Here is a 26,453-nt window from a genome sequence, read left to right as displayed (position 1 = left end):
CCGACATGGGGATCGACGTGCAGCCACCGTCCGGTACACAGTGGACCATCGCCGCCGACGGCCACGAGGCCGTCGTGGTCGAGGTGGGCGGCGGGCTGCGGGCATACCGGCACGACGGCGTGGACTACCTCGACGGGTACGCCGAGGACGAGGTCTGCCCCGGCTCGGCCGGCCAGGTGCTCGCGCCCTGGCCGAACCGGATCCGGGACGGCGTCTACTCGTTCGGGGAGAAGTCGTTCCAGCTCGACCTCACCGAGCCGGAGCGGCACAACGCCCTGCACGGCCTGGTGAACTGGGCGCGATGGCAGCTGATCGAGCAGTCTTCGGACAGCGTGACCATCGGCTACGACCTGCCGCCCAGCCCCGGCTACCCGTGGGCGCTGCGGGTGCGGGCCCGGTGGAGCGTCGGCCCGGACGGGCTGCGGGCCGAGCACGAGGCGACGAACCTGTCCGCCGATCCCGCGCCGTTCGGCTTCTCCGTGCACCCCTACCTGCAACTGCCGAAGGTCGGCGTGGACGGGCTGCGGCTGCACCTGCCGGCCCGGCGGCGGGTGCTGGTGGACGGCCGGCTGCTGCCCGTCGGGGCGACCGAGGTGACCGGCTCCGAGTTCGACTTCACCAGCCCGCGCCCGATCGGCGACCTGGTCCTCGACACCGCCTTCGGTGACGTCGAGCGGGACGCCGACGGCGGTTCGGCGGTGACGCTCAGCGCGCCGGACGGCTCGTCCGGGCTGCGGATCTGGGCGGACCGCGAGTTCGGCTGGTGGCAGGTGTTCACCGGCGACACGCTCGGCGGGGAACGGCACCGCCGGTCGGTGGCGGTCGAGCCGATGACCTGCCCGCCGGATGCGTTCCGCTCCGGCCGGGACGTCATCACGCTGGAGCCGGGGCAGACCTGGCGGGGCGCCTGGGGCGTCCGGCCGGAGGTCTGAGCGTGGAGTTCGCCGAGGTCGTCCGCCGCCGCCGGATGGTGCGCAACTACGACCCCGACCGCCCGGTGCCGCCGGAGGTGGTGGACCGGCTGCTGGACCACGCCGTCCGGGCGCCGTCGGCCGGGTTCGCCCAGGGCTGGGGCTTCCTGGTGCTGGAGGAACCCGAGGACCGGGAACGGTTCTGGGCGGCGACCACGCCTGGTGGCGGCGGCCGGGAACGCTGGCTGGCCGGGATGCGCCGGGCGCCGCTGATCGTGGTGCCGCACGCCAACCGCGACGCCTACCTGGACCGCTACGCCGAGCCGGACAAGGGCTGGGCGGACCGCGCCGAGGACCGCTGGCCGGTGCCCTACTGGTACGTGGACACCGGTTTCGCGGCGCTGCTGATGCTGCTCACCGCCGTGGACGAAGGGCTGGGCGCCTGCTTCTTCGGCATTGCGCCGCAGCGGATCGAGGCGTACCGGGAGGCGTTCGGGGTACCGCCGGAACTCAGCCCCGTCGGTGCCATCACTGTGGGTTATCGGGTCGCCGACCATCGGTCACCGTCGCTGCGCAGAGGGCGGCGTCCGGTGCAGGATGTGGTGCGGCGGGGACGGTGGACCTGAGCGGTTAGGCTGACATCCACATCGTCAGCCGGGCCTGGGGGAGGAGAGCACGCCGTGATCTTCAGGGCGGTCCGGGACGGGCGTCCCTACCCGGAGCACAACCTCACGCTGAAGCAGTGGGCCGAGATCCCGCCGCGCCCGCTGCGGCTGGACCAGCTCATCACCACCAAGCGCGAACTGGCGCTGGACAAGCTGCTCGCGGAGGATTCCACCTTCTACGGCGACCTCTTCCCGCACGTGGTCCAGTGGAACGGCGGCCTCTACCTGGAGGACGGGCTGCACCGGGCGCTGCGCGCGGCGCTGCAGCAGCGCAACCAGATCCACGCGCGCGTGCTGGTCCTCGGAGACCAGGGCGAGTGACGCCCGGCTGAGCCTTGGTTAAGGTGACGCCATGACTCCTCTTGACCTGCTCGACATCGATGCGTCGCTCAGCGAGGAGGAGCGGCAGATCCGCGCCGTCGTGCGCCAGCTCGTGACCGACCGGGTACGCCCGCACGTCGCCGGCTGGTACGAGGACGGCCAGGTGCCGGCGCGCGAGCTGGCCCGCGAGTTCGGCAAGCTCGGTCTGCTCGGCATGCACCTGACCGGGTACGGCTGCGCCGGCGCGTCCGCCGTCGCGTACGGGCTGGCCTGCCTGGAACTGGAGGCCGGCGACTCGGGCGTCCGCTCGCTCGTGTCGGTGCAGGGATCACTGGCCATGTACGCCATCTGGCGCTACGGCAGCGAGGAGCAGAAGCAGCGCTGGCTGCCCGCCATGGCGACCGGCGAGGCGATCGGCTGCTTCGGGCTGACCGAACCCGACCACGGCTCCGATCCAGGGTCGATGGCCACCCGGGCCCGCCGCGACGGCGACGACTGGATCCTCAACGGCAGCAAACTGTGGATCACCAACGCCCCGATCGCCGACGTGGGCGTGATCTGGGCGCGCACCGACGAGGGCGTGCGCGGCTTCGCCGTACCCATGGACACGCCGGGGGTGACGGCGCGCGAGATCCGGCACAAGATGTCGCTGCGCGCGTCCCTGACCGGCGAGATCGCGCTCGACGACGTCCGGCTGCCGGCGGACGCGCGACTGCCCGAGGCGATCGGGCTGAAGGCGCCGCTGGGGTGCCTGACCGAGGCCCGGCACGGCATCGTCTGGGGCGCGCTCGGCGCGGCCCGCGACTGCCTGGAGACCGCCCTGGAGTACGCGACCACGCGCACCCAGTTCGGCCGCCCGCTCGCCGGCTTCCAGCTCACCCAGGCCAAGCTCGCCGACATGGCGGTGGAGTGGAACAAGGGGATGCTGCTCGCGCTGCACCTGGGCCGCCTCGCCGACGCCGGCACGCTGCGGCCCGATCAGGTGAGCGTGGGCAAACTGAACAACGTCCGGGAGGCGCTCGCCATCGCCCGGCAGTGCCGCACGATCCTCGGCGCGAACGGCGTCTCCGGCGAGTACCCGGTCATGCGGCACGCCAACAACCTGGAGAGCGTGCTCACCTACGAGGGCACCTCCGAGATCCACCAGCTCGTCATCGGCCAGCGGCTCACGGGCGTGTCCGCATTCGCCTGACCTGCGGTTTCACCCGATCGGGGCGCTCGACGAGCGACTGTCGCACGGTGGCCGTACCGTCATTGTCAGTCGATGTGTCGGACGAGGACGGTGAGGGCGATGGCCCGCGACGGTGACATCAACGAGCCCACCCGGGAGTTCCCGGACTACCCCACCAGCGAGTCCCTTCGCGACCGGGCGGAGGGCTCGCCCGACCCGGACCGCTATCCCGGTCCGGGTGTCCCGCCGTCGGGCGGGGGCGCGGCGCGTGGACTGCTCTGGGTGCTCGGCGCGGCGGCGCTGGCGGTGGTGGTGCTGCTCGGCGTGCAGGCCACCGGTCTGCTGCCCGACTTCCGCAATCCGTTCGCCAAGGAGCAGACCGACCGCAGCCAGCCGCCGTTGCTCAAGTCGATCCGTGACCTGAGCCGCTACGTCGCCGCCGAGGGCAACTTCCAGGTCGTGGTCGACGTGCAGAACGACAGGCGCAACGTGCCCGACTTCCTGCTCAACGAGCGCACGCTGTTCGTCGGGGCGGGCCGCGTCGAGGCGTACGTCGACTTCGCGAAGATCGCCGACGGCGCCGTGGTGGTCTCCGAGGACGGCAAGACCGCCGAGATCAAGCTGCCCGCGCCGCAGCTCGGCGAGACCGACCTGGACATGGACAAGAGCTACGTGTTCGCCCAGCAGCGCGGCCTGATCAACCGGCTCAACGACCTGGTGGCCGGCGACCCCAACCGGCAGCAGCAGATCTACAAGCTCGCCGAGGACCGGATCACCGCGGCGGCCCGGGACAGCGGGCTCGCCGCCCGCGCCGAGGAGAACACCCGCAAGATGCTGGAAGGGCTGCTGCGGTCCCTCGGCTACGAGAAGGTGACAGTCACCTACACGGCTCCCTGATCTTCGTGCGCTGACGCCGCGCGCCCGCCCCGATCGTCCGGGGCGGGCGCGTCGCGTGTGTGCCGGTGTCCCGGCTTCGTGTCGTGTCGCGTCAGCGGGTGGCGAGGTAGCGGTCCTCGTTCGGCATCAGGACCCACAGGATCAGGTAGATGATCACCTGCGTGCCGGGCAGCAGCAGCGACAGCAGGAACAGCAGCCGGACCATGCCGGCCGACATGCCGAACCGCTGTCCCAGGCCGGCGCAGACACCGGCGATCATGCGCCCCTGGCGGGGCCGGACCAGTTTGCGACTCATCGTCGTCTCCCACTTCTGCGGCGATCCGCCGCGCTGATTCCACGGTAGAAAGGGGTGCGCGCCGCGCCCTCGGCCCCGAGGATGATCGGCGACCCGGGCACCCGTAGGTGCATACCCCGGACCATCCCCATCGACTCGCCCGCGAAGATTCCCCGCCCGCCGCAGCCCGCCGTCTGCGGTCACGCCGCTTCTTCGGCGGGGCCGCCCCGCTCCCCGCTCCGCTTTCGCCACGTTGGGACGGGTCGGAAACGCCGGTGCCCGCTCAGCAGGGCCACGCCGCCGAGCCGCGCCCGTCCTCCCCGCTCCGCTCCTGCTCCTGCTCCCGCGATCTTGCACTTGAGGCCCCGGTCGCGCCCCATTTGCGGTGGATTGACGGGGCCGGAAGTGCAAGATCGCGCGGGTGGTGGGGGTGGTGTGTGGCCGGGGGCGTCGTTCGGTCGGGTGGTGCGTCAGTGCTTTCCGTGTGGCGAGACAGGTGTTTCGGTGGGTGGGATTGGCGGAGGTCGCGGGGTGCGGCGATCTTGGAGTTGTGGCAGGTCGCGAAAGCCGTAAAACCGTCCATCCCGGGTGCCACAACTCCAAGATCGAGGCGGGAGTGGGACGGGCGGTCGCTGCGGGCGGGCGTGCGGCGGAGTGGGGGCGGGTATTCACGAGGACGGGGTAGGCTCGCCGGTCGGGCGCCCCCACCCCGGGCGCCGGCCGTCCACCCGCCTGGCGGGTACGGCAACCCACGCACCGGCTCGGATCCGCACAACGGGGACGACGGCGAGGAAAGCAGCACATGATCAGTGTTTTCGATCTTTTCAGCGTCGGTATCGGGCCGTCCAGCTCGCACACCGTCGGGCCGATGCGGGCCGCCCGTACGTTCGTGGCGGGCCTGAAGGCCGACGGGCAGCTCGCCGACGTGGCGCGCGTACGGGCGGAGCTGCTCGGCTCGCTCGGCGCGACCGGGCACGGGCACGGCAGCGGCCAGGCGGTGCTGCTGGGGCTGGAGGGCGAGGTCCCGGAGACCGTCGACACCGACTCGGTGGGGCCGCGCGTCGAGCGGATCCGCACGCAGCGGCGGCTCGACCTGTTCGGCAGCCAGGGGATCGACTTCGACCCGGACGCCGACCTGGTGCTGCACCGCCGGCGCTCGCTGCCGTACCACCCGAACGGGATGACGTTCGCGGCGTACGACGCGGCCGGGAACGAGGTGCGGACGCGCACGTACTACTCGGTGGGTGGCGGCTTCGTGGTGGACGAGGCGGCCGCCGGGGCGGACCGGATCAAGGCGGACAGCACCCGCGTGAAGTACCCCTTCCTCACCGGCGCGGAGCTGCTGACCGTCACCTCCGGGACCGGCCTGTCCATCAGCGAGGTGATGCTCGCCAACGAGCTGTCCTGGCGCAGCGAGGCGGACGTCCGGGCGGGGCTGCTGGAGATCTGGCGCGTGATGCGCGAGTGCGTGGAGAACGGCTGCACGCGTGACGGCGTACTCCCGGGTGGGTTGAAGGTCCGGCGGCGCGCGGCCGAGATGCGGCGCAGCCTGGAGGCGGAGACCGGCAGCCAGGACCCGCTGCGCGCGATGGACTGGGTGACGCTGTTCGCGCTGGCGGTCAACGAGGAGAACGCGGCCGGCGGACGGGTGGTCACCGCGCCGACGAACGGCGCCGCCGGGATCATTCCGGCCGTGCTGCACTACTACACCCGGTTCGTGCCCGGCGCGTCCGAGGAGGGCGTGGTCCGGTTCCTGCTGGCCGCCGGCGCGATCGGCGTGCTGTTCAAGGAGAACGCCTCGATCTCCGGCGCCGAGGTGGGCTGCCAGGGCGAGGTGGGGTCGGCGTGCTCGATGGCGGCGGCCGGGCTGGCCGAGGCGCTCGGCGGTACACCGGAGCAGGTGGAGAACGCCGCCGAGATCGGCATGGAGCACAACCTGGGGCTGACCTGCGACCCGGTGGGTGGCCTGGTGCAGATCCCGTGCATCGAGCGCAACGCGGTGGCCAGCATCAAGGCGATCACCGCGGCCCGGCTGGCCTTGCGCGGCGACGGGGTGCACCACGTGTCGCTGGACAAGGTCATCAAGACCATGCGGGAGACCGGCGCGGACATGAAGGTCAAGTACAAGGAGACCGCGCGGGGCGGGCTCGCCGTCAACGTGATCGAGTGCTGACCTCGTTGGGGTGACCCCGGCCCGCACCCGGCCCGGGAGCGCGACTGACAAAGCGACCATGATGCGGTGACGTCAGGCGTCGCGGCGCTCTGGTCCGCCCGCACCTCGCTGCGCATCCTGGTCCGGCGGGATCTCGCGGTGAAGTACCAGCAGTCGGTGCTGGGCTACTTCTGGTCGCTGATCGAGCCGCTCGGCATGGGCCTGATCTACTGGTTCGTCTTCGGCGTGCTCTACTCCGGCGCGACCCGGCGGCACCTGGGCGAGGCGGCCGGGTCGTACCCGCTGTTCCTGATCACCGGGATCTTCGCCTGGATGTGGGCGAGTTCGGCGCTGACCGAGGCCGCGAACGCGCTGACCGGGCAGTCCCGGCTGATCACCACGATGAACCTGCCCCGGCCGATCTTCCCGATCGGGCGGGTCACCGGTCGCTTCGCCGAGTACCTGGCCGGGCTGCCGATCCTGGTCGCCGTCGCGGCGATCTACGCGAGCCAGGGGAAGATCCGCCCCGGGTGGAGCCTGCTGGCCCTGCCGCTCGCGGTGGCGGTGCAGTTCGTGCTGCTGGTGGGCCTGGCTCTGCTGCTGTCGGCGGGCAACGTGCTGATGCGCGACATCGAGCGCACCATGCGGCTCGTCATCCGGCTGCTGTTCTACGCCACGCCGATCATCTATCCGCTCGACCTGGTCCGGGACTCGGGCATGCCGGGCTGGCTCAAGATCGGGTACGAGCTGAACCCGCTGGTCGGGATCTTCCAACTGCACCACGCGGTCTGGTACCCGGACGAGTTCCCGGACGCCCGGCTGCTCACGATCACGGTGTGCGGCAGCGTGGCGGTGCTGGCGCTCGGCTGGTGGGCGTTCCACCGCCTCGAACCGGCAGTGCTGAAGGAACTCTGAATGGCCCCGATCATCGAGGCGGACGGGCTCGGCATCCGGTTCGTCCGCAACCGGCGCCGTCAGCTGCGGCTGCGGGAGCTGATCGTGCACCGGGGGGCCCGCGACCCGGACGCCGGCCGGTTCTGGCCGTTGCGCGACCTGTCGTTCCGGATCGAGCCGGGCGAGACGGTGGGCGTGGTGGGGCGCAACGGCACCGGCAAGAGCACGCTGCTGCGGCTGATCGCCGGTGTGCTCATCCCGGACGAGGGCTCGATCCGGGTGCACGGCCGGGTGGCGCCGCTGCTCGAACTGTCCGCCGGGTTCTCCGGTGACCTGACCGGCCGGGAGAACCTGTACCTGGTGGGCGGGCTGCACGGACTGTCGTCGGCGTACCTGCGGGAGCACTTCGACGAGATCGTCTCGTTCGCCGGTGAGCAGGTGGAACGCGCCATCGACACGTCCGTGCGGCACTACTCGTCGGGGATGAAGGTGCGGCTGGGCTTCGCGGTGATCGCGCACCTGCCGCACCCGGTGCTGCTTGTGGACGAGGTGACAGCGGTCGGGGACGCGGAGTTCCGCGCGAAGTGCTATGCGACCATCGAGCGACTTCTCGCGGAAGGGCGCACGCTGGTGCTGGTGTCACACAACGACAAGGACCTCACCCGGTTCTGCCGTCGGGGGCTTTACCTCGACGCCGGACGGCTGATCGTCGACGGGACGATCGACGAGGCGCTGGCGGCCTACGCCGACGCGGCGAAGCGGTGACGCTCGCGATCGTGCTCGCCGCCGACCCGGCGGCGGGCCACCTCACCGAACGGCTGGCGGCGCAGTGGCGTCGGGCCGGGGCGGACGACGTGCGCATCGCCGCCGACCTGACCGAACTGGCCGACCTGGTGGCCGCCGCGACCGGCCCGGTGCTGGTGAGCGGCGCTGACCTGGTGGCGCACACGGCCGTACTCAAGCATCTCGCGACCAGCCCGGTCGGGCCGACGGTGGCGCTGGTGCTCACCGATCCGCCCGCTCCCGGGCAGGCCACTGTGCGCGAGGAACGCGGCCAGGTGGTCGAGGTCGACGCCGCCGACGCGAGCGGCGTGTTCGGCGGCGCGCTGCGGGTGGGCGCGGCCGACCTGCCCGCGCTCGCCGACGCCGCCCGCCGCGCCGCGGGCGCCGCGCCCGATCCGGCGTCCGCGCCGGACGCGCGCCTGACCGACCCGGCGTCCGCGTCGGCCGTCGGCGCCGCAGGCGGTGGGCCGCTGGGCGCGGTGGACCGGCTCGTGGCCGACCTCGCCGCGCGGGGCACGCTGATCTTCGCCCAGCGGGTACGTCTGCTCGTGGCGCACCGGGTCGGCGACGAGGCGCAGCGGGAGGCGGCCGAGGCGGCGGTGGCGGCGGTGGACGAGGACCGGGCCGAGTTGAAGCTGTCGGTGAAGGAGCGGGACGACTTCTTCACCACGTTCTTCGTCAGCACCTGGTCGGTGTACGTCACGAAGGCGGCGGCGCGCATCGGGATCGGCCCGACCGGGGTCACCATGGTCTCGGTGGCGTTCGCGGTGGCCGCGGCGGTGCTGTTCGGCACCGGTGGACGGCTCGCGCTGGTGGCCGGCGCGGTCCTGCTCTACCTGGGTTTCGTGCTCGACTGCGTGGACGGGCAGCTCGCCCGCTACACCCGGCACTTCAGCGCCTGGGGCGGCTGGCTGGACACGATGGCCGACCGCTTCAAGGAGTACGTGGTCTACGCCGGTCTCGGTTTCGGGGCCACGCACGCCGGGTTCCGGTACGGCTGGGCGCTGGCGCTGGCAGCGATGACGTTGCAGACCGTGCGGCACATGACCGACACCTGGTACGGGGCGCTGCACGACGAGGCGGCCCGGCGGCCGAAGGTGGTGACCGCCGACGCGGGCGGCATCGGCGGGAAGCTGAACGCCGCGTCGACGCGGGTGCAGGCGGACACCGGGTCGGTGTCGTACTGGCTGAAGCGCACAGTGGTGTTCCCGATCGGGGAGCGGTGGGCGCTGATCGCGATCGCCGCCGCGCTGTTCGGTCAGCTGGTGGCGCTGGTCGCGGTACTGGTCTGGGGTGTGCTGGCGTTCGCGTACACCGGGGGTTTGCGGACCTTGCGGGCACGCTGGATGCGGGTGCCGGTGATGGCCACTGTGGACGCGGCCCTGCACCGCGACGACGGCGTGCTGGCGCGGACGCTGCCGACCACGCGGCGGCCGCTGCTGCTGGCGGTGCTCGGCGCGCTCGGCTCGGCGGGGACGCTGGTGTGGGCGCTGCTCGCGGTGCACGGCGGCGGCGACCTGCCGGTCTTCGTGCCGGTGCTCGCGCTGGTGCTGCTGCTGGGCGCCGCGCAGGCTTCGCGGGCGCCGCACGAGGGGTCGCTGGACTGGTTGGTGCCGGCGGCGTTGCGGGCCGCCGAGTACCTGTTCGCCATCGCGGTCGGGGTGGCGGGCCGGGCGCCCGCGTGGCTGATCTTCGGGTACGTGCTGGTGCTGACGCTGCACCACTACGACCTGACCGCCCGGCTGGAGAAGCGGCAGTCGGCGCCGCCGCTGCACGCCGCCACGCTGGGCTGGCCGGGGCGTTCCCTGCTGCTGGCAATCGGGCTGATCGCCGGATATGCGAGTATCGCTCTGGCTACACTCGGTGCGTACCTTCTCGTGGTTTTTGTCGCGAGCGTGGTCCTCGCCTGGGTGGTCCTGCCGGCCCGCGCCCGTGGGGGTGTGCGCTCGCCGGGCTGACGGAGGGCGGGCCGGGGTGACCTTGATCAGCTTCGTCGTACCGGCCTTCAAGGTGCAGGGCTACCTGCGGGAATGTCTCGACTCGATCCTCGACCAGCCGTTCGGGGACATCGAGGTCATCGGGGTCGACGACGCCTCCCCGGACGACAGCGGCGAGATCCTGGCCGAGTACGCGCTGCGCGACCCCCGCGTCCGCCCGGTGCGGCTCGCGGAGAACGTCGGGCTCGGTCCGGCCCGCAACATCGGGCTGGACCGGGCCGTCGGCGAGTACGTGTGGTTCGTCGACGGGGACGACTGGCTGGTGCCCGGCTGCCTGCCGCACGTCGCGGACCGGCTCCGCGACACCGCGCCGGACGTGCTGATCGTGGACCACGTCCGGGCGCACTGGAACAACATCGGCACCCGCAGCGCGATGCGCGACGTGTTCCCGGTGCCGCCGGGCGCGACGACGTTCGCGCTGCGGGACCGGCCGGAGACGCTGAAGCTGCTGCACACCGCGTGGAACCGGGTGGTCCGGCGGGAGTTCCTGATCGAGCGCGGCCTGCGCTTCGAGCCGGGCTGGTACGAGGACGTCTCGTTCAGCTACCCGGCGCTGATGGCCGCCGGGCGGATCGGCGTACTCGACCGGATCTGCCTGAACTACCGGCAGCGCCGCACCGGCGCGATCACGAAGACCCGCGGGGACCGGCACTTCGAGGTCTTCGCCCAGTGGCACCGGGTGTTCGGGCTGATGGACCGCTGGAAGGCGACCGGGCTGCGGCCGGCGGTCTTCGAGCGGATGATCTGGCACTACCTCACGGTGCTCGGCAACGGCGACCGGATCGCGCCCGAGCTGCGGGCGCCGTTCTTCGCCCAGATGCACGCCGACTACGTGCGGTTCCTGCCGCCCGAGGGCTATCCGGTCCCGCCCGGCCCGGAAGGGCTCAAGCACCGGCTGGTGGCGGCCGGCCGATGGCGGACGTTCAGCGCGTTGCGCGAGGCGCACCAGGCGACGGAGACGACCCGGCGGACCGCGCGGCGGGCCCGGCGACGGATCACGCCGGTGGTGCGGCGTACCGCCCGGCGGGCCCGTGACCTGGCCCTGGGCGAGTACTACCGGGCCGAGCTGCACCGGCCGATCGACCCGACGCTGGCCGTCTATGCGGCCTACTGGTACCGGGGTTACGCGTGCAACCCGGCCGCGATCTACGAGGCGGCCCGCCGGCTCGCGCCGCAGGTGCGTGGCGTGTGGATCGTCCGCCGCGACCGGGTGGCCACGTTGCCGCCCGGCGTCGAGTACGTGGTGGCCGGCACCCGCGAGTACCACCGCGTCCTGGCCCGGGCCCGCTGGCTCGTCAACAACGTGAACTTCCCGGACTTCGTCCGCAAGCGGCCCGGTTCGGTGCACGTGCAGACCCACCACGGCACGCCGGTCAAGGTGATGGGCCTGGACCAGCAGCGCTACCCGGTGGGCGCGGTGGGGATGAACTTCGCCGGCCTGCTACGCCGGGTGGACCGCTGGGACTACAGCATCACGTCGAACAGCTTCTCGACGCAGATGTGGGAGCGGGCGTACCCGGCGGACTACACCACGCTGGAGGTCGGCTATCCGCGCAACGACCGGCTGGCGCTGGCCACCGCCGAGGACCGCGGCCAGGTCCGCGCCGCGCTGGGCATCGCACCCGACGAGTACGTGGTGCTGTACGCGCCGACGCACCGGGAGCACCTGCCCGGGTGGCGGCCGCCGTTCGACCCGGACCGGATGCTCGACGTCCTCGGGCCCCGGGGCCGGCTGCTGATGCGCAGCCACTACTTCCACGACCGGGAGCGGCACCCCGGGGGAGCGGCGGCGGACGGCGTGCTGGACGTGAGCGCGTACGACCGGGTGGAGGACCTCTACCTGGCGGCGGACGTGCTGATCACCGACTATTCCTCGGCGATGTTCGACTACGCGGTGCTGGACCGGCCGACAGTGGTCTACGCGCCGGACTGGGACGCCTACCGGGTGGCCCGTGGTGTCTACTTCGACCTGCTGGCCGAGCCGCCGGGCGCAGTCGCGCTGGACTTCCCCGGGCTGCTCGACGTGTTCCGCTCCGGCGCTGTCGACGACGAGGCGGCCGAGCGGGCCCGGACGGCGTTCCGGGCGCGGTTCTGCGCCCTGGACGACGGGCACGCCGCCGAGCGCGTGGTGCGTCGCGTGTTCCTCGGCGAAACGCCGTAAAAGCGGCTACTCGCTGGTCACTTAACCGTCGAGCCCGGCGATTGCCGCTTAATAGGACTGTCACGAGCCGAACATGGCACGTTTACCCGATGTGCGGATCAGATGATCCTGGTCACAGTCATTCCCGGGTTTGGGGAGAGAAAACTGGGGAGGTGGCGGTGGCTACCGTCGCGCTCAAGGATGTCACCAAGGTGTTCCCGGACGGAACGGTCGCGGTCGACACCATCAATCTGGACGTCAACGACGGCGAGTTCATGGTGCTGCTCGGCCCGTCGGGCTGCGGGAAATCGACAGTGCTGCGCATGGTCGCCGGGCTGGAGGACCCGTCCTCCGGCGCGATCATGCTGGGTGGTGAGCTGGCGAACGACCTGCCGCCACGCGACCGGAAGATCGCCATGGTCTTCCAGGACTTCGCGCTCTATCCGCACATGACAGTCGGCGACAACATCGGCTTCCCGCTGCGGCTCTCCGGCGTCGAACCGGCGCCGCGCGGCGAGCGGATCCAGGACGTGGCGAGCGCGCTGGGCATCGGCGACGTGCTCGCGCGCAAGCCCAGCCAGCTCTCCGGCGGCCAGCGGCAGCGGGTCGCCATGGGGCGGGCGATAGTGCGCCGGCCCGGCCTGTTCCTGATGGACGAGCCGCTGTCCAACCTGGACAGCGGACTGCGCGCCGAACTGCGCGCCGAGATCTCCGGCCTCACCCGCGAACTCGGCGTCACCACCATCTACGTCACCCACGACCAGGCCGAGGCGCTGACCATGGCCGACCGCGTGGCGATCATGCGCAAGGGCGTGCTCCAGGACGTGGGCACCCCCACCCAGGTGTACGGCCGCCCGGCCACGCTCTACGTCGCCGCGTTCCTCGGCAGCCCCCGGATGAACCTGCTGGAGGCGTCGGTCTACGTCCACCTCGACCGGTACGTCGCGCTGAACCTCGGTGAGCAGTCGCTTTATCTGCCCTGGGACGACATCCGCAGCCGGGCGGTGGCGCACTACCACGGTGAGCGGATTGTGGTCGGCATGCGTGCCGAGGCGCTCACCCCGGTCGCCCCGGACACCGCCGGTGACGTGCTGCACGGGCGCATCCGCTACCTGGAGCACCACGGCCACGAGTCGCTCGCGTTCCTCGACATCGGCGCCACCGCGATCGTCGTGGACGAGATGGGCACCGCTGTCGAGCAGGCCGCACCGGGCCAGCGCGGCCTGCGCCGGTTCAACCAGGTGATGCAACGGCTCACCGGGCGTGCGACGGAGTCTTCCGCGCCGGCCCCGGAAGCCAGCGGGGGTGGCGGCAACCGGACGAGCGTGCTGCCCGACCCGGGCCGCCACCACCGTCGTCCGGCGGAACTGGCGGTACGGCTGGCGCCGTACCCGCAGGTGTCGCCCGGGCACCCGCTCGCGGTGCAGGTGCGGATGGACGCGCTGCACTTCTTCGACGAGCGAGGCGACCGCATCGACGTCGGCTGGCGGTGAAAGGAAGGGCACCCTATTAACGCCTCCGGTAGAGGAAGGGCCCCTTATTAACAACCGCCGCCCGGAGGGACGGGCCGGTGACGGCGGTACGGGCCCCAGCCGACGAAGCGGGCGAACATGTCGGCCGGGGCAGGCGCGTCGTTCGGGTTGAGCCGGTAGAGGTCGCGCGTCGCCTCGTACAGCAGCCCGCACAGGTAGATGGACAGCCCGATCCGGTTGTCCTCGTACTCGCTGCGCAGCAGCAGACGGGCCGTCGGGCACGGCCACGGCTGCCCGCACGCCCGGCAGCACCACATCGGACGCAGCGGCGTGTGCGGGGTGGCGTGCAACGGGTACGGCCGGGGGCGATCCGGCGTCGGCCCGTCCGGCGGCTGGCCGAGCTGGTGGCTGATCACCGGGCCTCCTCGTGGCCGCCGCTCCGGCGCTGCTCCGGGTGACCGTCGTCGGCCGCCCGCTGCTCGGAGGCCGGCCACCTGCCGGCACCGTTCCCGCGCTGCTCCGGGACGGACCAGCGACCGCCGTTGGCGCGCCACTGCTGGGCCGGGGTGAGGTTGCCGACCCGACCGGGACTCATCGTCGGGAGTGGACGGGTGGGTTGCCGCATCCAGTCCGGCAGGTTGTCGCCCCGTACCCGCTGGGGCAGTGTCGGTGCCGACGCACCCCGGCAGCGGAACCAGCGCAGTCGCACGGCGCAACTCCTCTCGGTAGCGGGAATCGGACGAATTCGATTCCACTGCGTGACAGTCTCGTCACCGCGCCGCTAGGGTCGGAAGGCGTTCCACCCCCACCTTCCCGGCCGTCCGACCGGCCGATTTCCGTGTGCAGCCGTGTGCAGAGGTGTGCAGATGATCCGTGTGCCGTTGTGGGAACTGTTCGCCGGTGAGCTACGTCGGTTACGTACCGATGCGGGGCTTACCCAGGAGGCGCTCGGCGAGCGGGTGAGCTATTCGGCGTCGCTGGTGGCGGCCGTCGAGCAGTGCCGCCGCGCGCCGCGCGCCGAGTTCACCGAGCGCTGCGACGAGGTGCTGAACGGCGGCGGCCTGCTGGTGCGGATCCGGGACGCGCTGATGCAGGAGGCGCTGATGCCGTGGTTCCGCGAGTGGGTGAGCATCGAGCAGGAGGCTGCCTCACTGCGTAGCTTTCAACCGCTGGTGGTCCCTGGTCTGTTGCAGACCGAGGAGTACGCCCGTGCGCTCTACGAAGGGGCCGCGCAGTTCGTCGGCGAGGCTGTCGAACAGCAGGTGGCCGCCCGGCTGGCCCGGCAGGCGGTGCTGGACGGCCCGACGCCGCCGCAGTTCGTGGTGGTGCTCGACCACTCGGTGCTGGCTCGACCGGTCGGCGGGCCGAAGGTGATGCGGGAACAGTTGGAGCACCTGATCGAGATGGCACGGCGACCCCGGGTCCACCTGCACCTGGTGCCGGAGACGGCTGGGGCCTATCCGGGGGTCAACGGCGCTTTCGTGCTCGCCACTCCATCCGACGGTGACGACGTGGGCTACCTGAACAACCAGTTGCACGGCACAATCGTGGAGCGCACGGTGGACGTGAACTCACTTCGGCAGACGTGGGAGTCCATACGCGCGGAGGCGATGCCGCACGGGGCGACCCTGGCGGCGATTTCGGAGGCGGCGAAGCGATGGAGTTGACCGGCGCGATCTGGCGCAAGAGCACCCGCAGCAGCGGTAATGGCGGCGACTGCGTCGAGGTGGCGGACAACCTGCCCGGCGTGGTGGGGGTGCGGGACAGCAAGGACCGGCAGGGGCCGGCGCTGACGTTCACGCCGTCGAGCTGGGCGGCGTTCGTCGCGTACGCCAAGCGGGGTTAGGCAGCGACCGTCGTCGTCACCCGGCGGCGGCGGTCCGCTTTTCCGGCGCGAACGGCCACTCCTCGAACGACAGGCACCGGCCGTCCTCGGCGAACCGCATGATCCAGAGGTCGCGCCACTCCTGGTGGACGGGGTCGCCGTACCGGACATGCACCCGTGCCACAGCGGTGTCGCCGTCGACCGCGACGACCTCCGAGGTCATCTGGAAGACCTCGTCGGCTCCGTCGCGCTCGCTGTCCCACATGCGGACGATGGCCGGCAGGCCGACCACCGGATCCCGGTACGGCCCCTGCTGGTAGCTCGCGTCGGGCGTGAACATCGTGCCGAGCGCCGCCGTGCCCGGTGTGCGCCACGCCTGCTCGTACGCCGCGATCCAGGCGGCCACCCGATTCCTGTCCATGGTTGTCAGCCTGCCATCCAAGGCCGCCCGGGTCTCCCACATCGGCCGCCCGGGGTCGTCGTTGTGCACCACGACGTCGGCGTGCTCGGCCGGGCGGGCCGTGGCGAAGTAGAGCCGCTGGGCGGGAAGGTAACGCTCGTGCCAGCGCCGCTCGACGTCGGCTCTCGTTGACACGCGGCTCTCGCGGATCACGGCACGGTCCACCGTCTTGTCGAGCGCGGTGGACACGAAGACGCGCAGCTCCCACCGGTCGACCAGTTCCGGGCGCAGGAGGAAGACGCCGTCGAACACCAGCACGGCGTCGGCGGGGGCGGTCGTGGGCGGCGGGGACAGCACCGTATCCGTCGCGTGGTCGTAGACCGTGTGCCGGAAGCGTCGATCTCCGCCCGGGCCGAGCGGATCGAGCAGCACCCGGTTCAGCGACCCGTGATCGTGGGTGTCGACATAGCAGCCCTCGGCCGAGAACTCGCCGCGCCGGTAGCGCTGGGCACGGGGGAAGAGGAAATCGTCGACTGTCGCGCGGATGACGTACCGGCCCCTGGTGCGCAGGACGGCGGCCAGCTCGTCGGCGAGCGTCGTCTTGCCGGCGGCGGGCGGCCCGTCGACGGCGACCCGGATCGGGTGCGACACGGCGACGGACCCGACCGCGTCGGCCAGGAGGCCGATCAGCTGATCGCGGCGGGGATAAATGGATTGCCCCTGCGCCGGGCCGGGAGTTTCACTGCCGCCCATGCCGTCCCCCTCACCGGTCTTCGTCGCGGGTACAGGTCGTTCGGGCACGTCGCGGATCGCCGACGTCATCGGCCAGCACCCGCTGATCCACCGGATCCCGATGGAGACCAAGTTCATCGTCGAACCCGGTGGCCTGCGGGACCTGGCCGACGCGCTCACCGAACGGTACGACCCCATCGTCGGTGAGGACGCCCTGCACCGGCTGAGCGACTTCCTCGCCGTACGGGTGCCCGGACGGCGTGACGACCGGGGCAAGACCGTGCCCGAGCTGGTCGGCGAACGGCGCTACCGGGACGCCGTACACCAGCTCTGGCCGCAGGTGATCGCGCACGCCTTCGAGGAGCCCGCGCCCGCGGAGGGCTTCGGCGACGGCGACCGGCCCGCCGGGCCGTTCGGGCCGACCGGCCGCCGACGGGTCGTGCCGAGGTACTTCCGCGACCGGGCCGAGCTGATCGTCGTCCTGCGCGGCCTGGTCGACACGCTGTTCGGCGGGGCGGCGGCCGACGCGGGCAAGCCGACCTGGTGCGAGAAGACGCCGTTCAACCTTTTCGCCATGGATTTCCTCTGGGGGCTGGTCCCCGAGGCGACGATCGTGCACATCAAGCGTCACCCGGTCTCGGTGCTCGCCTCCCACCTGGCCCAGCCGTGGGCGCCGTCCACAGTCGACGGTGCGCTGGCCTACCTCGTGCCGATCTACGACCGGTGGCTGACCTGGAAGAACGCCGCCGACCTGACGAACCGGCGGTACGTCGAGGTGAAGGCGGAAGACCTCGCGGCCGACTGGCCCGGGCAGCGGCGCGCCCTGTTCGAACGGCTCGGCGTCGAGGACGCGGTCACCGCGTCGACCTTCCAGGCGGACAAGCTGGCGCACCGCGACGACCAGTTCGACGCCGGCACCCGCGCGTTCGTCGAGCGGGAACTGGGCGAGATCGTCCCCGCGATGGGATACGAGTGACGGCCGGGATGTCGAGGGCCGGCCCTGGCGTCCGGAGCTGACCGGCCCGATCAGGTGATGCGGCTCCGGATCACGCCTTGCGGCGCAGTTCGCGGAGCACGCCGTGCCGGCGGAGCGCCCACGCCAGGCGCCGTGCGCTCGGGTGCCGGACGAACAGCACCGCCGCCCGGTGGACCAGCCCGAACCGGTTGTCGCTCACCTGGTCGTCGACCGCCCGCCAGATCAGCTCGCGGACGTCGGCGCTGTCCAGCATCGCCCGCACCTCGTGGCGTACCCGGGGGTCCTCGGCCGCGGACGTGACGGCGGTGACCAGGCCGGGCCGGTCGGCGAGCGGCTCCACCGCCGCGGCGACGAGCGGCCGGCGTACGGTGTCCCGCTCCAGCAGCAGCAACACCGCCTCCCGGACCTCGGTGCTGTCGAGCCCGGACCGCAGCAGGCCCAGCGCGCTCCGCTCCACCTCGCGGTCGCGGTCCGGAAGGGACAGTGCGGCCAGCAGCACTGTCACCTCGTCGAGGTCGACGAGGTGACGCAGCCCGTCGCGGAACTCCGGGAGCGCCCACGCCACCGTCAGCCCGCGCGCGAGATCGCGGTTCATGGTCCATTCGCTACCCGGAGTCGACAGCCGCCGAAACGCAGTAAGTCGTTGCCATGTCGTTTAACTGGTGTTCTACTTAACCATAACAATCTGACGGAGGGTCACCAGGGTGATCAACTTTCATGTCGACCGGTCCAGCAGCGTCCCCGCGTACGCCCAGCTGGTGCGGCAGGTCCGTGAGGCGCTGCGGATCGGGACGCTGCGGCCCGGAGACCAGCTCCCCACCGTGCGCAGCGTGGTGACCTCGTGCACCGTCAACCCGACCACAGTGCTCAAGGCCTACCGGGAGCTGGAGCTGTCCGGCCTGGTGGAGGCGAGACAGGGGGCGGGCACGTTCGTCAGCGGAACGCTCGGGCATGCCGATCCCCACGTCATGGGCCGCCTGCGCGGCAGCCTGGCCCGGTGGCTCGGCCAGGCCCGCGAGGCCGGTCTGGAGGACGAGGACGTCCAGGCGCTGCTCGCCTCGGTGATCGCGGAGAACGCGACACCCGCGAAGAGAGAGAACGCGGAGGGCGCGGCGTGAGCGGCGAGCCGGTCGCCGTCGAGGCGCGTAACCTGAGCCGGCGCTACGGCGCCGTGTGGGCGCTCCGGGAGTGCTCGTTCGCGCTGCCCGCCAACCGGGTCGTCGCACTGGTCGGCGCAAACGGCGCGGGCAAGTCCACGCTGCTGAGCATCATCGCCGGCACCCTGGCGGCCACCGGCGGCACGGTGTCGGTGCACGGCCGGTCCGTGGCGCGGGGCGGATCCGTGGACGGCGGCAGCCGGGTGGCGATCCTGGCCCAGGACAAGCCGCTCTACCGCGACTTCACCGTGTCGGACATGCTCCGCTTCGGCCGCTCGACGAACCGGGTGTGGGACCAGCGGCGGGCGCTGTCGTGGCTCGACCGCTTCGCCGTCCCGCTGGACCGGCGCTGCGGCAAGCTGTCCGGCGGGCAGCGGGCGCAGGTCGCGCTGGCGGTCGCGCTCGGCTCCCGCCCCGCGGTGCTGCTCCTGGACGAACCCCTCGCGAACCTGGATCCGCTGGCCCGCGTCGAGGTGACAGGCGAGCTGCTGGCGGAGGTCGCCGACGACGACATGACAGTCGTGCTGTCGACCCACATCGTCGCCGAGCTGAGCGGCGTCGGTGACCACCTGCTGCTGCTCGACGCCGGTCGGCCCGTCCTCACCGGCGACGTCGAGGAGCTGCTCGACAGTCACGTCCGGCTGACCGGGCCCCGCGCCGACCAGCCACCCGGGCCGGGCGTGGTCGTCCAGGCGCAGCACACCGGCCGCCAGTCCACCTTCGTCCTCCGGCGGCCGGCGGCACCGGCGGCGCACGCGGTAGTGGCGCCCGGCTGGACCGCCCGGCCCATCACCCTTGACGAGCTGATCCTGACCCACCTCAGAGCGTCGGCCGCCGCGCCGCACGAGCGGAAGGCAGTCGCATGAGCCCGGTCGGCCAGCTGTCCGCACCCACGAACCGACGAAACGACCCCGGGTACGCCGGAGGCGTACGCGGTCTGCTCTGGCTGACCTGGCGTCAGCACCGCTGGACGGTGATCGGCACGCTGCTCCTGGCCGCCGTCCTGGTGGGCTGGATGACCTACCTGTCCGTGGAGCTGACGAGCCTGTGGCACCAGTGTCACGAGACGTTCTGCGCGGAGGAGTCGCCACAGGGCCGGCGGCTCGGCGGCTCCTCCAGCCTGGTTCTCACCCTGGCCGTCCTGTCGCAGGTGGTGCAGTGGATGCCGCTGCTGATCGGCGTGTTCGTCGGCGTCCCGGTGCTGACCAGGGAACACGAGCAGCGCACCCTGCTGCTGGCCTGGAGCCAGGACGTCTCCCCGCAGCGGTGGCTCTGGACCCGGCTGGCCCTGCTCGGCCTGTTCGTGGCGGCGGTGACCTCGGCCGTCGCCGGTGTCAGCGACCACCTGGAGCGGCTCCAGGCCCGGGTCGCCCCGGTGAGCCTGTTCGAGTACGGGCCGTTCCTCAACACCGCGATGCTTCCGGCCGTGATCAGCCTCTGCTGGTTCGCGGTCGGCGTCGCGCTCGGCGCCGCGATCAAACGCACGCTCCCGGCCGTGTTCGGCGTGATCGTGGGCTTCGTCGGCCTGAACTATCTCGTCCGGTGGCGCTACCCCACGCTGATGGAGCCGTTGACCGCGCACCGCGTCATCGGCGGGCCGGGTGTGGGTGTGCTGCGCGACAACGCCCTGGTCGTCGACGGCGGCATGATCGACTACGGGATCGACGGGCCGTCCAGCGCGTTCGACCCCTCCGGGCGTGAGCTCAGCGGGGTCGAGCTGCAACGGCTCTGCCCGCCCGACAACGGCAGTGGCCGGACGGTCGCCTGTTTCGTCGAGCACAACCTGCAGCAGCACCTCCAGTACCAGCCGGGCAGCCGGATCCCCGAGTTCCACCTGATCGTCGCCGGCGGCTATCTGGGCCTGACCGCGCTGGCGCTCCTCGTCGTCTGGTGGATCGTCCGCCGCACCGACCTCAGCGCGGGCTGACCAGGGATCGGCCTTGCCGGTGTTGTTACCGGCGAGTAGCGTTCGGGCATGAGCATCGACTCTCGCCAGGTGGCGGCCGGTCTCCTCGGCGCCGTGCCGTTCGCCCGCACGCTCGGGATCGAGTTCGTCGAGGTGGCGCCCGAGGCCGAGGGCGGGGTCCGGGCCGTGGTCCGGCTCCCCGACGACCCGGCGCACCACAACCACGTTGGCGGCCCGCATGCCGGGGCCATGTTCACGCTGGGGGAGAGCGCCTCGGGCGCGGTCGTCCTGGCCGCGTTCGGGCAGGTGCTCGACCGGGCCGTACCCCTGGCCGTGACCGCGACCATCCGCTACCTCAAGGTGGCGGTGGGGCCGGTGCTGGCGACGGCGCGGCTCGGCGGCGTACCCGCCGAAGTGCTGGCCGAACTGGACGCCGGGCGGCGGCCCGAGTTCCCGGTCGAGGTCGAGGTGCGCACCGAGGACGGCACGCTCACCTCCTCGCTCACCGTGATCTGGACGCTACGCCCGAACCGCTGACCCGCGAAGTGTGTTTGCCCGGCGCGGCGCCTGGATAGATTCAAACGATGCTGGGCCTCCCCGCGCACGTGAGCGCGTGTCTCTTCGATCTGGACGGTGTGCTGACGCAGACCGCCAAGGTGCACAACGCCGCCTGGGCGGAGACGTTCGACGCCTACCTGCGGCGACGGTCCGTCGAAACCGGCGAGCCGTTCCAACCGTTCGACCCCGGACCGGACTACAACCGTTACGTGGACGGCAGACCGCGCGCCGACGGGGTGCGCACATTCCTGACCTCGCGCGGCATCACCCTGCCCGAGGGCTCGCCCGACGACCCGCCCGAGGCGGACACCGTCAACGGCCTCGGCAACCGCAAGAACGTCGTCCTGCTCCAGCAGATCGAGCAGCACGGCGTCGAGGCGTACGAGGGTTCGGTTCGCTACCTGGAGGCCGCCACCGCGGCCGGGCTGCGGCGGGCGGTCGTCTCGGCCAGTGCCAACTGCGCCGCCGTGGTGCACGCCGCCGGGCTGGACCGCTGGCTGGAGGCGCGGGTCGACGGAGTGATCGCCCGCGCGAACGGGCTACGCGGCAAACCGGACCCGGACACCTTCCTGGAAGGCGCACGGCTGCTCGGCGTCGAACCGGCGCAGGCCGCCGTCTTCGAGGACGCCCTCGCCGGCGTGGCCGCCGGACGCGCAGGCGGATTCGGGTACGTGATCGGCGTCGACCGCGTCGGCCAGGCCGACGAACTGCTGGCGCACGGCGCCGACGTGGTGGTCACCGACCTTGCCGACCTGCTCGCGGCGGAGCCGGCCGCGTGATCCGGGAACGGGCATACCCGGTCGAGCCCTGGCACGTCCGGGAGGTGCGGCTCGACATGGACGTGCTGGCCCAGTCCGAGTCGGTGTTCGCGCTCTCCAACGGGCACATCGGGCTGCGCGGCAACCTCGACGAAGGCGAGCCGCACGGCCTGCCCGGCACCTACCTGAACTCCTTCTACGAGCTGCGCCCGCTGCCGTACGCGGAAGCCGGCTTCGGCTTCCCCGAGTCCGGGCAGACCATCGTCAACGTCACGAACGGCAAACTGATCCGGCTGCTCGTGGACGACGAACCCCTCGACGTCCGCTACGGCGAGGTGCTCGCCCACGAGCGGGTCCTCGACATGCGCACCGGGACGCTCCAACGCGACCTGCACTGGCGCTCCCCGGCCGGGCGCGAGGTCAAGGTCCGCACCACCCGGCTGGTGTCGTTCACCCAGCGCTCGGTCGCCGCCATCCACTACGAGGTGGAGCCGGTCGACGGGCCGCTGCGGCTGATCCTCCAGTCCGAGCTGGTCGCCAACGAGACGCTGCCGCCGCAGAGCCGCGACCCCCGGGTGGCAGCCGTGCTGGAGTCACCGTTGCAGGCCGAGGAGGAGCTGACCACCGACGACGGCGGCCTGCTCATCCACCGGACCAAGGTCAGCGGCCTGCGGGTCGCCGCCGCCATGGGCCACGACGTGCACGGCCCCGAACGCACCACGATCGAGAGCGAGGGGTACGAGGACTGGGTCCGCACCACCATCGGCTGCGTGCTCAAGCCCGGCGAGAAGCTGCACGTGATCAAGTACCTCACGTACGGCTGGTCCAGCCGCCGGTCGCTGCCGGCGCTGCGCGACCAGGTCGGCGCGGCGCTCGCCGCCGCCCGGCTCGACGGCTGGGACGGGCTGCGCCGGGCCCAGCGGGAATACCTGGACGCGTTCTGGGACGCCGCCGACGTGCGGGTGGAGGGCGACCCGGAGGTGCAGCAGGCCGTCCGGTTCGGCCTCTTCCACGTGCTCCAGGCCGGCGCCCGCGCGGAACGGCGGCCGATCTCGGCCAAGGGCCTCACCGGCCCCGGGTACGACGGCCACGCGTTCTGGGACACCGAGATGTTCGTGCTGCCGGTGCTCACGTACACCCAGCCCGGCGCGGTGCGCGACGCGTTGCAGTGGCGGCACGCCACGCTCGCCCAGGCCCAGGAACGGGCGCGCACGCTGAACCTCGACGGCGCCGCCTTCCCGTGGCGCACCATCGAAGGCCCGGAGTCGTCGGCGTACTGGCCGGCCGGGACCGCCGCGTTCCACATCGCCGCCGACGTCGCCGACGCGCTGCGCCGCTACGTGCTGGTGACCGGCGACGAGACGCTGGAACGCGAGATCGGGCTGGAACTGCTTGTCGAGACCGCCCGGCTGTGGCGCTCGCTCGGCCACCACGACCGGGCCGGGCAGTTCCACATCGACGGCGTGACCGGCCCCGACGAGTACACGGCGGTGAAGAACGACAACGTCTACACCAACCTGATGGCGCAGCGGAACCTGCTCACCGCCGCCGACTGCGCGATGCGCTACCGCGACCAGGCCCTCGACCTCGGCGTCACCGAGGAAGAAGCCGCCGCGTGGCGGGACGCCGCGAACGACATGCACGTCCCGTACGACGTCGAGACCGAGGTGCACGAGCAGGTCGAGGGGTTCACCCGGTTCCAGGAGTGGGACTTCCAGCACACGCCGCCGGAGAAGTACCCGCTGCTGCTGCACTACCCGTACTTCGACCTCTACCGCAAGCAGGTCGTCAAGCAGGCCGACCTGGTGCTCGCCATGCACTGGCGGGGCGACGCCTTCAGCGCCGCCGAGAAGCTGCGCAACTTCGTCTACTACGAACGGCGCACCGTACGCGACTCGTCGTTGAGCGCCTGCACCCAGGCGGTGCTCGCCGCCGAGGTCGGCTTCCTCGAACTGGCCCACCGCTACCTGCGCGAGGCCGCGCTGATGGACCTGCACGACCTGAACGAGAACACCCGCGACGGCGTGCACATGGCATCGCTGGCCGGCGCCTGGATCGCGCTCGTCGCCGGATTCGGCGGGCTGCGGGACCACGACGGGACGCTATCCTTCGCGCCCCGGCTCTCCAGCCGCCTCAGCCGACTGGAGTTCTCGCTCCAGTGGCGCGGGATGCGACTACGCGTCGACGTGCGGCCGCACCAGACGACGTACTCGCTGCGCAACGGCGGCCCGGACACGGTGGTGGAGCTGCGGCACCACGGCGAGCTGCTGCGGGTCACCTCGGCGCAGCCGGTCACCGTGCCGATCCCGCCGGCGCAACCGAACGAGCCGCAGCCGGAGCAGCCGCAGGGCCGCGCGCCGCTGATGCACCTGCCGGAACGCATGTAGCGGTCCCGCCACGGCGGGCGGGACCGCTACGTACGCGTACCTCAGAACTGGCGGCCGTTCGACGGACGCCCGCCGGCGTCGCGCGGCGCCGTGGCCCGCGGGTCGTCGGACGTCCGCGCCGTCGCGGCGCGGTCGGCCCACTCCGGCGAGCGCTCAAGCTCCTGCTTGCGGCGCTCCTGGTCGGTGAGTTCCTGTTCCCGGGACCTGTCCTGTTTCGCCATGACGATCCTCGCGATCCGTCGGGGTCCGTGGTCACCCCGCGCGTTCCCGCCCCGCGGCGGATCAACCGTCCAGGTGGCGGGCGAAGCTGCGCCGCAGGTGGTCCTTGGGGCGGGAGCCGACGATCGAACCGACCACCTCGCCGTCCCGGAACACCAGCATCGTCGGGGCGGACATGATCCGGTGGGCGCGGGCGGTCGCCGGGTTCTCGTCGGTGTTGAGGGTGACGAAGCGCAACGCATCGCCGAACTCGTCGGCCAACTCGGCCAGGTGCTTCGACACCACCCGGCACGGCGGGCACCACTCGGCCCAGAAGTCGACCACCACCGGCCGGTCGGCGGCCAGCACGGTGGCCGCGAAAGTGTCGTCGGTGACCGGGGTCAGCCGGCCGGTCCCCGTGTCCTGAGGCATGTTTCCTCCCGTTGGGCGATCGCGTGGGCGAGCTGGTCGTGCAGGCGGCGGCGGACGTCGCCGAGCCGGTCGAGGTAGTCGTCCACCTCGGCGAGCTTGCGCCGCAGCACCGCCACCGAATCGGGGCAGACGTCCCCGGAGTCGTTACCGGCACGCAGGCAGGCGACGAACGGACGGATGTCGTCCAAGCCGAAACCGATGGCCAGCAGGGACCGGATCTCGCGGACGACGCGCAGTTCCGCCTCGTCGTAGACCCGGTACCCGTTGGCGGACCGGCCCGGCCGGACCAGGCCGTGGGTCTCGTAGTAGCGCAGGGTGCGGGTGCTCGTACCGGCCCGCCGCGCCAGCTCCCCGATCCGCATCCGCCGCCCCCGTCCCTGCCTGTGGGTCGACGCTAAACCTTGCCGCCGACGTCAACGCAACCCCGCACGCGTCGGCCTCCCCGCGCGGGCGTCCCCGCGCTGCGTCCCCGCGCTGCGTTCCCCGCTGGCTGTCCCCGTCGATCATGAAATTGACGGCGTTGTGGATCTCCAAATCTGCCGCCAACTTCATGATCAACCCTGTCGGGGCGGGGTTCCGCGGGGTTGGGGTGGCGTCCCTCGCGGATCTTGGTACGAGATGGCCCCTCCAGGGGCCGTTTCGTACCAAGATCTCCCCCGTGGTTTTGCCCGGATGGCGTGATCATGAAGTTGGCGGGGTGGGGGAGCGCTTTCTGGGCCGTCAACTTCATGATCGTGCGGCTGGGGGGTATCGGGTGGGCGGGGGTGAGGGATATGCGTGAGGTTTCGGTGCCTGTGGTGGACGCAGGGCTCGTCGGGGATGTCAGCGTGCCCGGCAACGCCGGTGGGGTGGTGTTGTTCGCGCACGGGAGCGGCAGCTCGCGGCACAGCCCGCGCAACATGGCCGTCGGGCGCGCGCTCAACGACCGTGGGCTGGCCACCGTGCTGGTCGACCTGCTGACCGCCGACGAGGAGGCGCGGGACGAGGTCACCGCCGAGCTGCGCTTCGACATCGGGATGCTGGCCGAGCGCCTGGCCGGGATCGTCGACTGGATGGGCGCCGACCCGGAGCTGGGGCAACTCCCGATCGGGCTGTTCGGCGCCAGCACCGGCGCCGCCGCCGCGCTGGTCGCCGCGGCGGCCCGGCCGGACCGGGTGGGCGCGGTGGTCTCCCGGGGCGGCCGGCCCGACCTGGCCGGCAGCTCACTGACCGGGGTACGCGCACCGACGCTGCTGCTCGTCGGCGGCCTGGACGAGCAGGTGATCGTGCTCAACGAGCAGGCCCGGGACGCGCTCGGCGAGGTGGCGGAGCTGCGGATCGTGCCCGGCGCCACGCACCTGTTCGAGGAGCCCGGCACGCTGGAACAGGTGGCCGAACAGGCCGGCACCTGGTTCACCACCCACCTGCGCCAGCCGCACCCCGCCTGAGCGCTGGGTGCCGCCCGCAC

General features: G+C 72.0%; 29 protein-coding genes and 1 pseudogene. 21 read left to right on the top strand and 9 right to left on the bottom strand.

Going from position 1 to position 26,453, the window contains the following annotated elements; all coding sequences use genetic code 11:
* Positions 1-5: 5 nt before the first annotated feature.
* The 5 genes from AMK25_RS02715 (at position 6) to AMK25_RS02695 (ending at position 3,965) form a co-directional block, all read left to right on the top strand.
* Complete coding sequence (locus AMK25_RS02715) at positions 6-932, top strand: aldose 1-epimerase family protein (protein WP_073826011.1); 927 nt, start codon at positions 6-8, stop codon at positions 930-932.
* A gap of 2 nt (positions 933-934) precedes the next feature.
* Complete coding sequence (locus AMK25_RS02710) at positions 935-1,537, top strand: nitroreductase family protein (protein WP_073826007.1); 603 nt, start codon at positions 935-937, stop codon at positions 1,535-1,537.
* Positions 1,538-1,591: 54 nt separating this feature from the next.
* The gene (locus AMK25_RS02705; protein ID WP_013283726.1) at positions 1,592-1,897 is read left to right on the top strand and encodes a type II toxin-antitoxin system VapB family antitoxin; all 306 of its coding nucleotides are present in this window, start codon (positions 1,592-1,594) and stop codon (positions 1,895-1,897) included.
* A gap of 31 nt (positions 1,898-1,928) precedes the next feature.
* A complete protein-coding gene (locus AMK25_RS02700; protein WP_073826003.1) occupies positions 1,929-3,089 on the top strand; it encodes an acyl-CoA dehydrogenase family protein in 1,161 nt (386 codons plus the stop codon).
* Positions 3,090-3,188: 99 nt separating this feature from the next.
* On the top strand, positions 3,189-3,965 hold the full coding sequence (locus AMK25_RS02695) for a DUF4230 domain-containing protein (RefSeq protein ID WP_073826000.1): 777 nt from the start codon (positions 3,189-3,191) through the stop codon (positions 3,963-3,965).
* A gap of 91 nt (positions 3,966-4,056) precedes the next feature.
* Here AMK25_RS02695 and AMK25_RS02690 read toward each other — a convergent pair whose 3' ends face one another.
* Positions 4,057-4,260 carry a PspC domain-containing protein gene (locus tag AMK25_RS02690; RefSeq protein ID WP_030503550.1) on the bottom strand — a complete coding sequence of 68 codons (204 nt, stop codon included), beginning with the start codon at positions 4,258-4,260 and terminating at the stop codon, positions 4,057-4,059.
* 781 nt (positions 4,261-5,041) lie between these two features.
* Here AMK25_RS02690 and AMK25_RS02685 point away from each other — a divergent pair.
* From AMK25_RS02685 to AMK25_RS02660, 6 genes are all read left to right on the top strand, one after another.
* On the top strand, positions 5,042-6,412 hold the full coding sequence (locus AMK25_RS02685) for an L-serine ammonia-lyase (protein WP_073825997.1): 1,371 nt from the start codon (positions 5,042-5,044) through the stop codon (positions 6,410-6,412).
* Positions 6,413-6,478: 66 nt separating this feature from the next.
* Complete coding sequence (locus AMK25_RS02680; protein WP_073825993.1) at positions 6,479-7,306, top strand: ABC transporter permease; 828 nt, start codon at positions 6,479-6,481, stop codon at positions 7,304-7,306.
* Positions 7,307-8,050: an ABC transporter ATP-binding protein gene (locus tag AMK25_RS02675; RefSeq protein ID WP_030503547.1), complete on the top strand. Its 744-nt coding sequence runs from the start codon at positions 7,307-7,309 to the stop codon at positions 8,048-8,050.
* On the top strand, positions 8,047-10,026 hold the full coding sequence (locus tag AMK25_RS02670) for a DUF5941 domain-containing protein (protein WP_073825989.1): 1,980 nt from the start codon (positions 8,047-8,049) through the stop codon (positions 10,024-10,026). Before AMK25_RS02675 ends, AMK25_RS02670 begins: the two co-directional genes overlap by 4 nt.
* Positions 10,027-10,042: 16 nt before the next feature.
* A complete protein-coding gene (locus AMK25_RS02665) occupies positions 10,043-12,226 on the top strand; it encodes a bifunctional glycosyltransferase/CDP-glycerol:glycerophosphate glycerophosphotransferase (protein WP_073825986.1) in 2,184 nt (727 codons plus the stop codon).
* 158 nt (positions 12,227-12,384) lie between these two features.
* Positions 12,385-13,698 carry an ABC transporter ATP-binding protein gene (locus tag AMK25_RS02660; RefSeq protein WP_073827045.1) on the top strand — a complete coding sequence of 438 codons (1,314 nt, stop codon included), beginning with the start codon at positions 12,385-12,387 and terminating at the stop codon, positions 13,696-13,698.
* 47 nt (positions 13,699-13,745) lie between these two features.
* Here AMK25_RS02660 and AMK25_RS02655 read toward each other — a convergent pair whose 3' ends face one another.
* Entirely contained in the window at positions 13,746-14,093 is a 348-nt protein-coding gene (locus tag AMK25_RS02655; RefSeq protein WP_073825983.1) for a hypothetical protein, read from the bottom strand.
* Positions 14,090-14,386, bottom strand: coding sequence for a hypothetical protein (locus tag AMK25_RS02650; RefSeq protein WP_073825980.1), 297 nt, complete (start codon positions 14,384-14,386; stop codon positions 14,090-14,092). Before AMK25_RS02650 ends, AMK25_RS02655 begins: the two co-directional genes overlap by 4 nt.
* Positions 14,387-14,543: 157 nt before the next feature.
* On the opposite strand from AMK25_RS02650, the gene AMK25_RS02645 reads away from it, so the two are divergent.
* Positions 14,544-15,344 carry a helix-turn-helix domain-containing protein gene (locus AMK25_RS02645; protein ID WP_073825977.1) on the top strand — a complete coding sequence of 267 codons (801 nt, stop codon included), beginning with the start codon at positions 14,544-14,546 and terminating at the stop codon, positions 15,342-15,344.
* Positions 15,335-15,523 carry a DUF397 domain-containing protein gene (locus AMK25_RS02640; protein WP_073825974.1) on the top strand — a complete coding sequence of 63 codons (189 nt, stop codon included), beginning with the start codon at positions 15,335-15,337 and terminating at the stop codon, positions 15,521-15,523. The genes AMK25_RS02645 and AMK25_RS02640 overlap by 10 nt, the downstream gene beginning before the upstream one ends.
* 16 nt (positions 15,524-15,539) lie before the next feature.
* Here the strand turns inward: AMK25_RS02640 and AMK25_RS32580 are convergent, their stop codons facing one another.
* Positions 15,540-15,923 (bottom strand): YybH family protein, encoded by a 384-nt coding sequence (locus AMK25_RS32580; protein ID WP_241826246.1) that lies wholly within the window; start codon positions 15,921-15,923, stop codon positions 15,540-15,542.
* A gap of 24 nt (positions 15,924-15,947) precedes the next feature.
* Positions 15,948-16,655: pseudogene (locus AMK25_RS32575) on the bottom strand (nuclear transport factor 2 family protein); the annotation flags it as partial.
* Between AMK25_RS32575 and AMK25_RS02630 the strand changes: the two are divergent.
* On the top strand, positions 16,654-17,610 hold the full coding sequence (locus AMK25_RS02630) for a sulfotransferase family protein (protein ID WP_073825971.1): 957 nt from the start codon (positions 16,654-16,656) through the stop codon (positions 17,608-17,610). The pseudogene AMK25_RS32575 and the gene AMK25_RS02630 sit on opposite strands and share 2 nt — an antisense overlap.
* 70 nt (positions 17,611-17,680) lie before the next feature.
* Here AMK25_RS02630 and AMK25_RS02625 read toward each other — a convergent pair whose 3' ends face one another.
* Entirely contained in the window at positions 17,681-18,205 is a 525-nt protein-coding gene (locus AMK25_RS02625) for a hypothetical protein (protein ID WP_073825968.1), read from the bottom strand.
* A 109-nt stretch (positions 18,206-18,314) separates the two neighbouring features.
* On the opposite strand from AMK25_RS02625, the gene AMK25_RS02620 reads away from it, so the two are divergent.
* From AMK25_RS02620 to AMK25_RS02595, 6 genes are read left to right on the top strand one after another with little or no spacing between them, the layout of a single operon-like run.
* Positions 18,315-18,728, top strand: a complete 414-nt coding sequence (locus tag AMK25_RS02620; protein WP_073825966.1) for a GntR family transcriptional regulator — start codon at positions 18,315-18,317, stop codon at positions 18,726-18,728.
* Positions 18,725-19,633: an ABC transporter ATP-binding protein gene (locus tag AMK25_RS02615; protein WP_073825964.1), complete on the top strand. Its 909-nt coding sequence runs from the start codon at positions 18,725-18,727 to the stop codon at positions 19,631-19,633. The genes AMK25_RS02620 and AMK25_RS02615 overlap by 4 nt, the downstream gene beginning before the upstream one ends.
* Complete coding sequence (locus tag AMK25_RS02610; RefSeq protein WP_073825961.1) at positions 19,630-20,694, top strand: ABC transporter permease; 1,065 nt, start codon at positions 19,630-19,632, stop codon at positions 20,692-20,694. Before AMK25_RS02615 ends, AMK25_RS02610 begins: the two co-directional genes overlap by 4 nt.
* A 48-nt stretch (positions 20,695-20,742) precedes the next feature.
* Positions 20,743-21,210: a DUF4442 domain-containing protein gene (locus AMK25_RS02605; protein ID WP_073825959.1), complete on the top strand. Its 468-nt coding sequence runs from the start codon at positions 20,743-20,745 to the stop codon at positions 21,208-21,210.
* A 47-nt stretch (positions 21,211-21,257) separates the two neighbouring features.
* On the top strand, positions 21,258-22,010 hold the full coding sequence (locus AMK25_RS02600; RefSeq protein WP_073825957.1) for an HAD family hydrolase: 753 nt from the start codon (positions 21,258-21,260) through the stop codon (positions 22,008-22,010).
* On the top strand, positions 22,007-24,376 hold the full coding sequence (locus tag AMK25_RS02595; RefSeq protein ID WP_073825954.1) for a glycoside hydrolase family 65 protein: 2,370 nt from the start codon (positions 22,007-22,009) through the stop codon (positions 24,374-24,376). The genes AMK25_RS02600 and AMK25_RS02595 overlap by 4 nt, the downstream gene beginning before the upstream one ends.
* 41 nt (positions 24,377-24,417) lie before the next feature.
* Here AMK25_RS02595 and AMK25_RS02590 read toward each other — a convergent pair whose 3' ends face one another.
* From AMK25_RS02590 to AMK25_RS02580, 3 genes are all read right to left on the bottom strand, one after another.
* Positions 24,418-24,597, bottom strand: coding sequence for a hypothetical protein (locus AMK25_RS02590; protein ID WP_073825950.1), 180 nt, complete (start codon positions 24,595-24,597; stop codon positions 24,418-24,420).
* Positions 24,598-24,658: 61 nt separating this feature from the next.
* Positions 24,659-25,006 carry a thioredoxin gene (gene trxA, locus AMK25_RS02585; RefSeq protein WP_073825946.1) on the bottom strand — a complete coding sequence of 116 codons (348 nt, stop codon included), beginning with the start codon at positions 25,004-25,006 and terminating at the stop codon, positions 24,659-24,661.
* Positions 24,976-25,368 carry a MerR family transcriptional regulator gene (locus tag AMK25_RS02580; protein WP_030503529.1) on the bottom strand — a complete coding sequence of 131 codons (393 nt, stop codon included), beginning with the start codon at positions 25,366-25,368 and terminating at the stop codon, positions 24,976-24,978. The genes trxA and AMK25_RS02580 overlap by 31 nt, the downstream gene beginning before the upstream one ends.
* A gap of 366 nt (positions 25,369-25,734) precedes the next feature.
* Here AMK25_RS02580 and AMK25_RS02575 point away from each other — a divergent pair, with 366 nt between their 5' ends.
* The gene (locus AMK25_RS02575) at positions 25,735-26,433 is read left to right on the top strand and encodes a dienelactone hydrolase family protein (RefSeq protein ID WP_143194678.1); all 699 of its coding nucleotides are present in this window, start codon (positions 25,735-25,737) and stop codon (positions 26,431-26,433) included.
* Positions 26,434-26,453: the final 20 nt, after the last annotated feature.

Origin of the sequence: Micromonospora sp. TSRI0369, assembly GCF_001905625.1 — a bacterium.
Taxonomy (GTDB): domain Bacteria; phylum Actinomycetota; class Actinomycetes; order Mycobacteriales; family Micromonosporaceae; genus Micromonospora; species Micromonospora echinospora_A.
Note: the sequence above shows the minus strand (reverse complement) of the source record. Positions and strands in the feature narration are given on the sequence as shown.

Coding starts and splice junctions, on each gene's coding strand:
- AMK25_RS02715 (WP_073826011.1), top strand. CDS start 6: ATGGGGATCGACGTGCAGCCACCGTCCGGTACACAGTGGACCATCGCC.
- AMK25_RS02700 (WP_073826003.1), top strand. CDS start 1,929: ATGACTCCTCTTGACCTGCTCGACATCGATGCGTCGCTCAGCGAGGAG.
- AMK25_RS02695 (WP_073826000.1), top strand. CDS start 3,189: ATGGCCCGCGACGGTGACATCAACGAGCCCACCCGGGAGTTCCCGGAC.
- AMK25_RS02690 (WP_030503550.1), bottom strand. CDS start 4,260: ATGAGTCGCAAACTGGTCCGGCCCCGCCAGGGGCGCATGATCGCCGGT.
- AMK25_RS02685 (WP_073825997.1), top strand. CDS start 5,042: ATGATCAGTGTTTTCGATCTTTTCAGCGTCGGTATCGGGCCGTCCAGC.
- AMK25_RS02675 (WP_030503547.1), top strand. CDS start 7,307: ATGGCCCCGATCATCGAGGCGGACGGGCTCGGCATCCGGTTCGTCCGC.
- AMK25_RS02645 (WP_073825977.1), top strand. CDS start 14,544: ATGATCCGTGTGCCGTTGTGGGAACTGTTCGCCGGTGAGCTACGTCGG.
- AMK25_RS02640 (WP_073825974.1), top strand. CDS start 15,335: ATGGAGTTGACCGGCGCGATCTGGCGCAAGAGCACCCGCAGCAGCGGT.
- AMK25_RS32580 (WP_241826246.1), bottom strand. CDS start 15,923: ATGGACAGGAATCGGGTGGCCGCCTGGATCGCGGCGTACGAGCAGGCG.
- AMK25_RS02630 (WP_073825971.1), top strand. CDS start 16,654: ATGCCGTCCCCCTCACCGGTCTTCGTCGCGGGTACAGGTCGTTCGGGC.
- AMK25_RS02625 (WP_073825968.1), bottom strand. CDS start 18,205: ATGAACCGCGATCTCGCGCGCGGGCTGACGGTGGCGTGGGCGCTCCCG.
- AMK25_RS02610 (WP_073825961.1), top strand. CDS start 19,630: ATGAGCCCGGTCGGCCAGCTGTCCGCACCCACGAACCGACGAAACGAC.
- AMK25_RS02605 (WP_073825959.1), top strand. CDS start 20,743: ATGAGCATCGACTCTCGCCAGGTGGCGGCCGGTCTCCTCGGCGCCGTG.
- AMK25_RS02600 (WP_073825957.1), top strand. CDS start 21,258: ATGCTGGGCCTCCCCGCGCACGTGAGCGCGTGTCTCTTCGATCTGGAC.
- AMK25_RS02590 (WP_073825950.1), bottom strand. CDS start 24,597: ATGGCGAAACAGGACAGGTCCCGGGAACAGGAACTCACCGACCAGGAG.
- trxA (WP_073825946.1), bottom strand. CDS start 25,006: ATGCCTCAGGACACGGGGACCGGCCGGCTGACCCCGGTCACCGACGAC.
- AMK25_RS02580 (WP_030503529.1), bottom strand. CDS start 25,368: ATGCGGATCGGGGAGCTGGCGCGGCGGGCCGGTACGAGCACCCGCACC.
- AMK25_RS02575 (WP_143194678.1), top strand. CDS start 25,735: ATGATCGTGCGGCTGGGGGGTATCGGGTGGGCGGGGGTGAGGGATATG.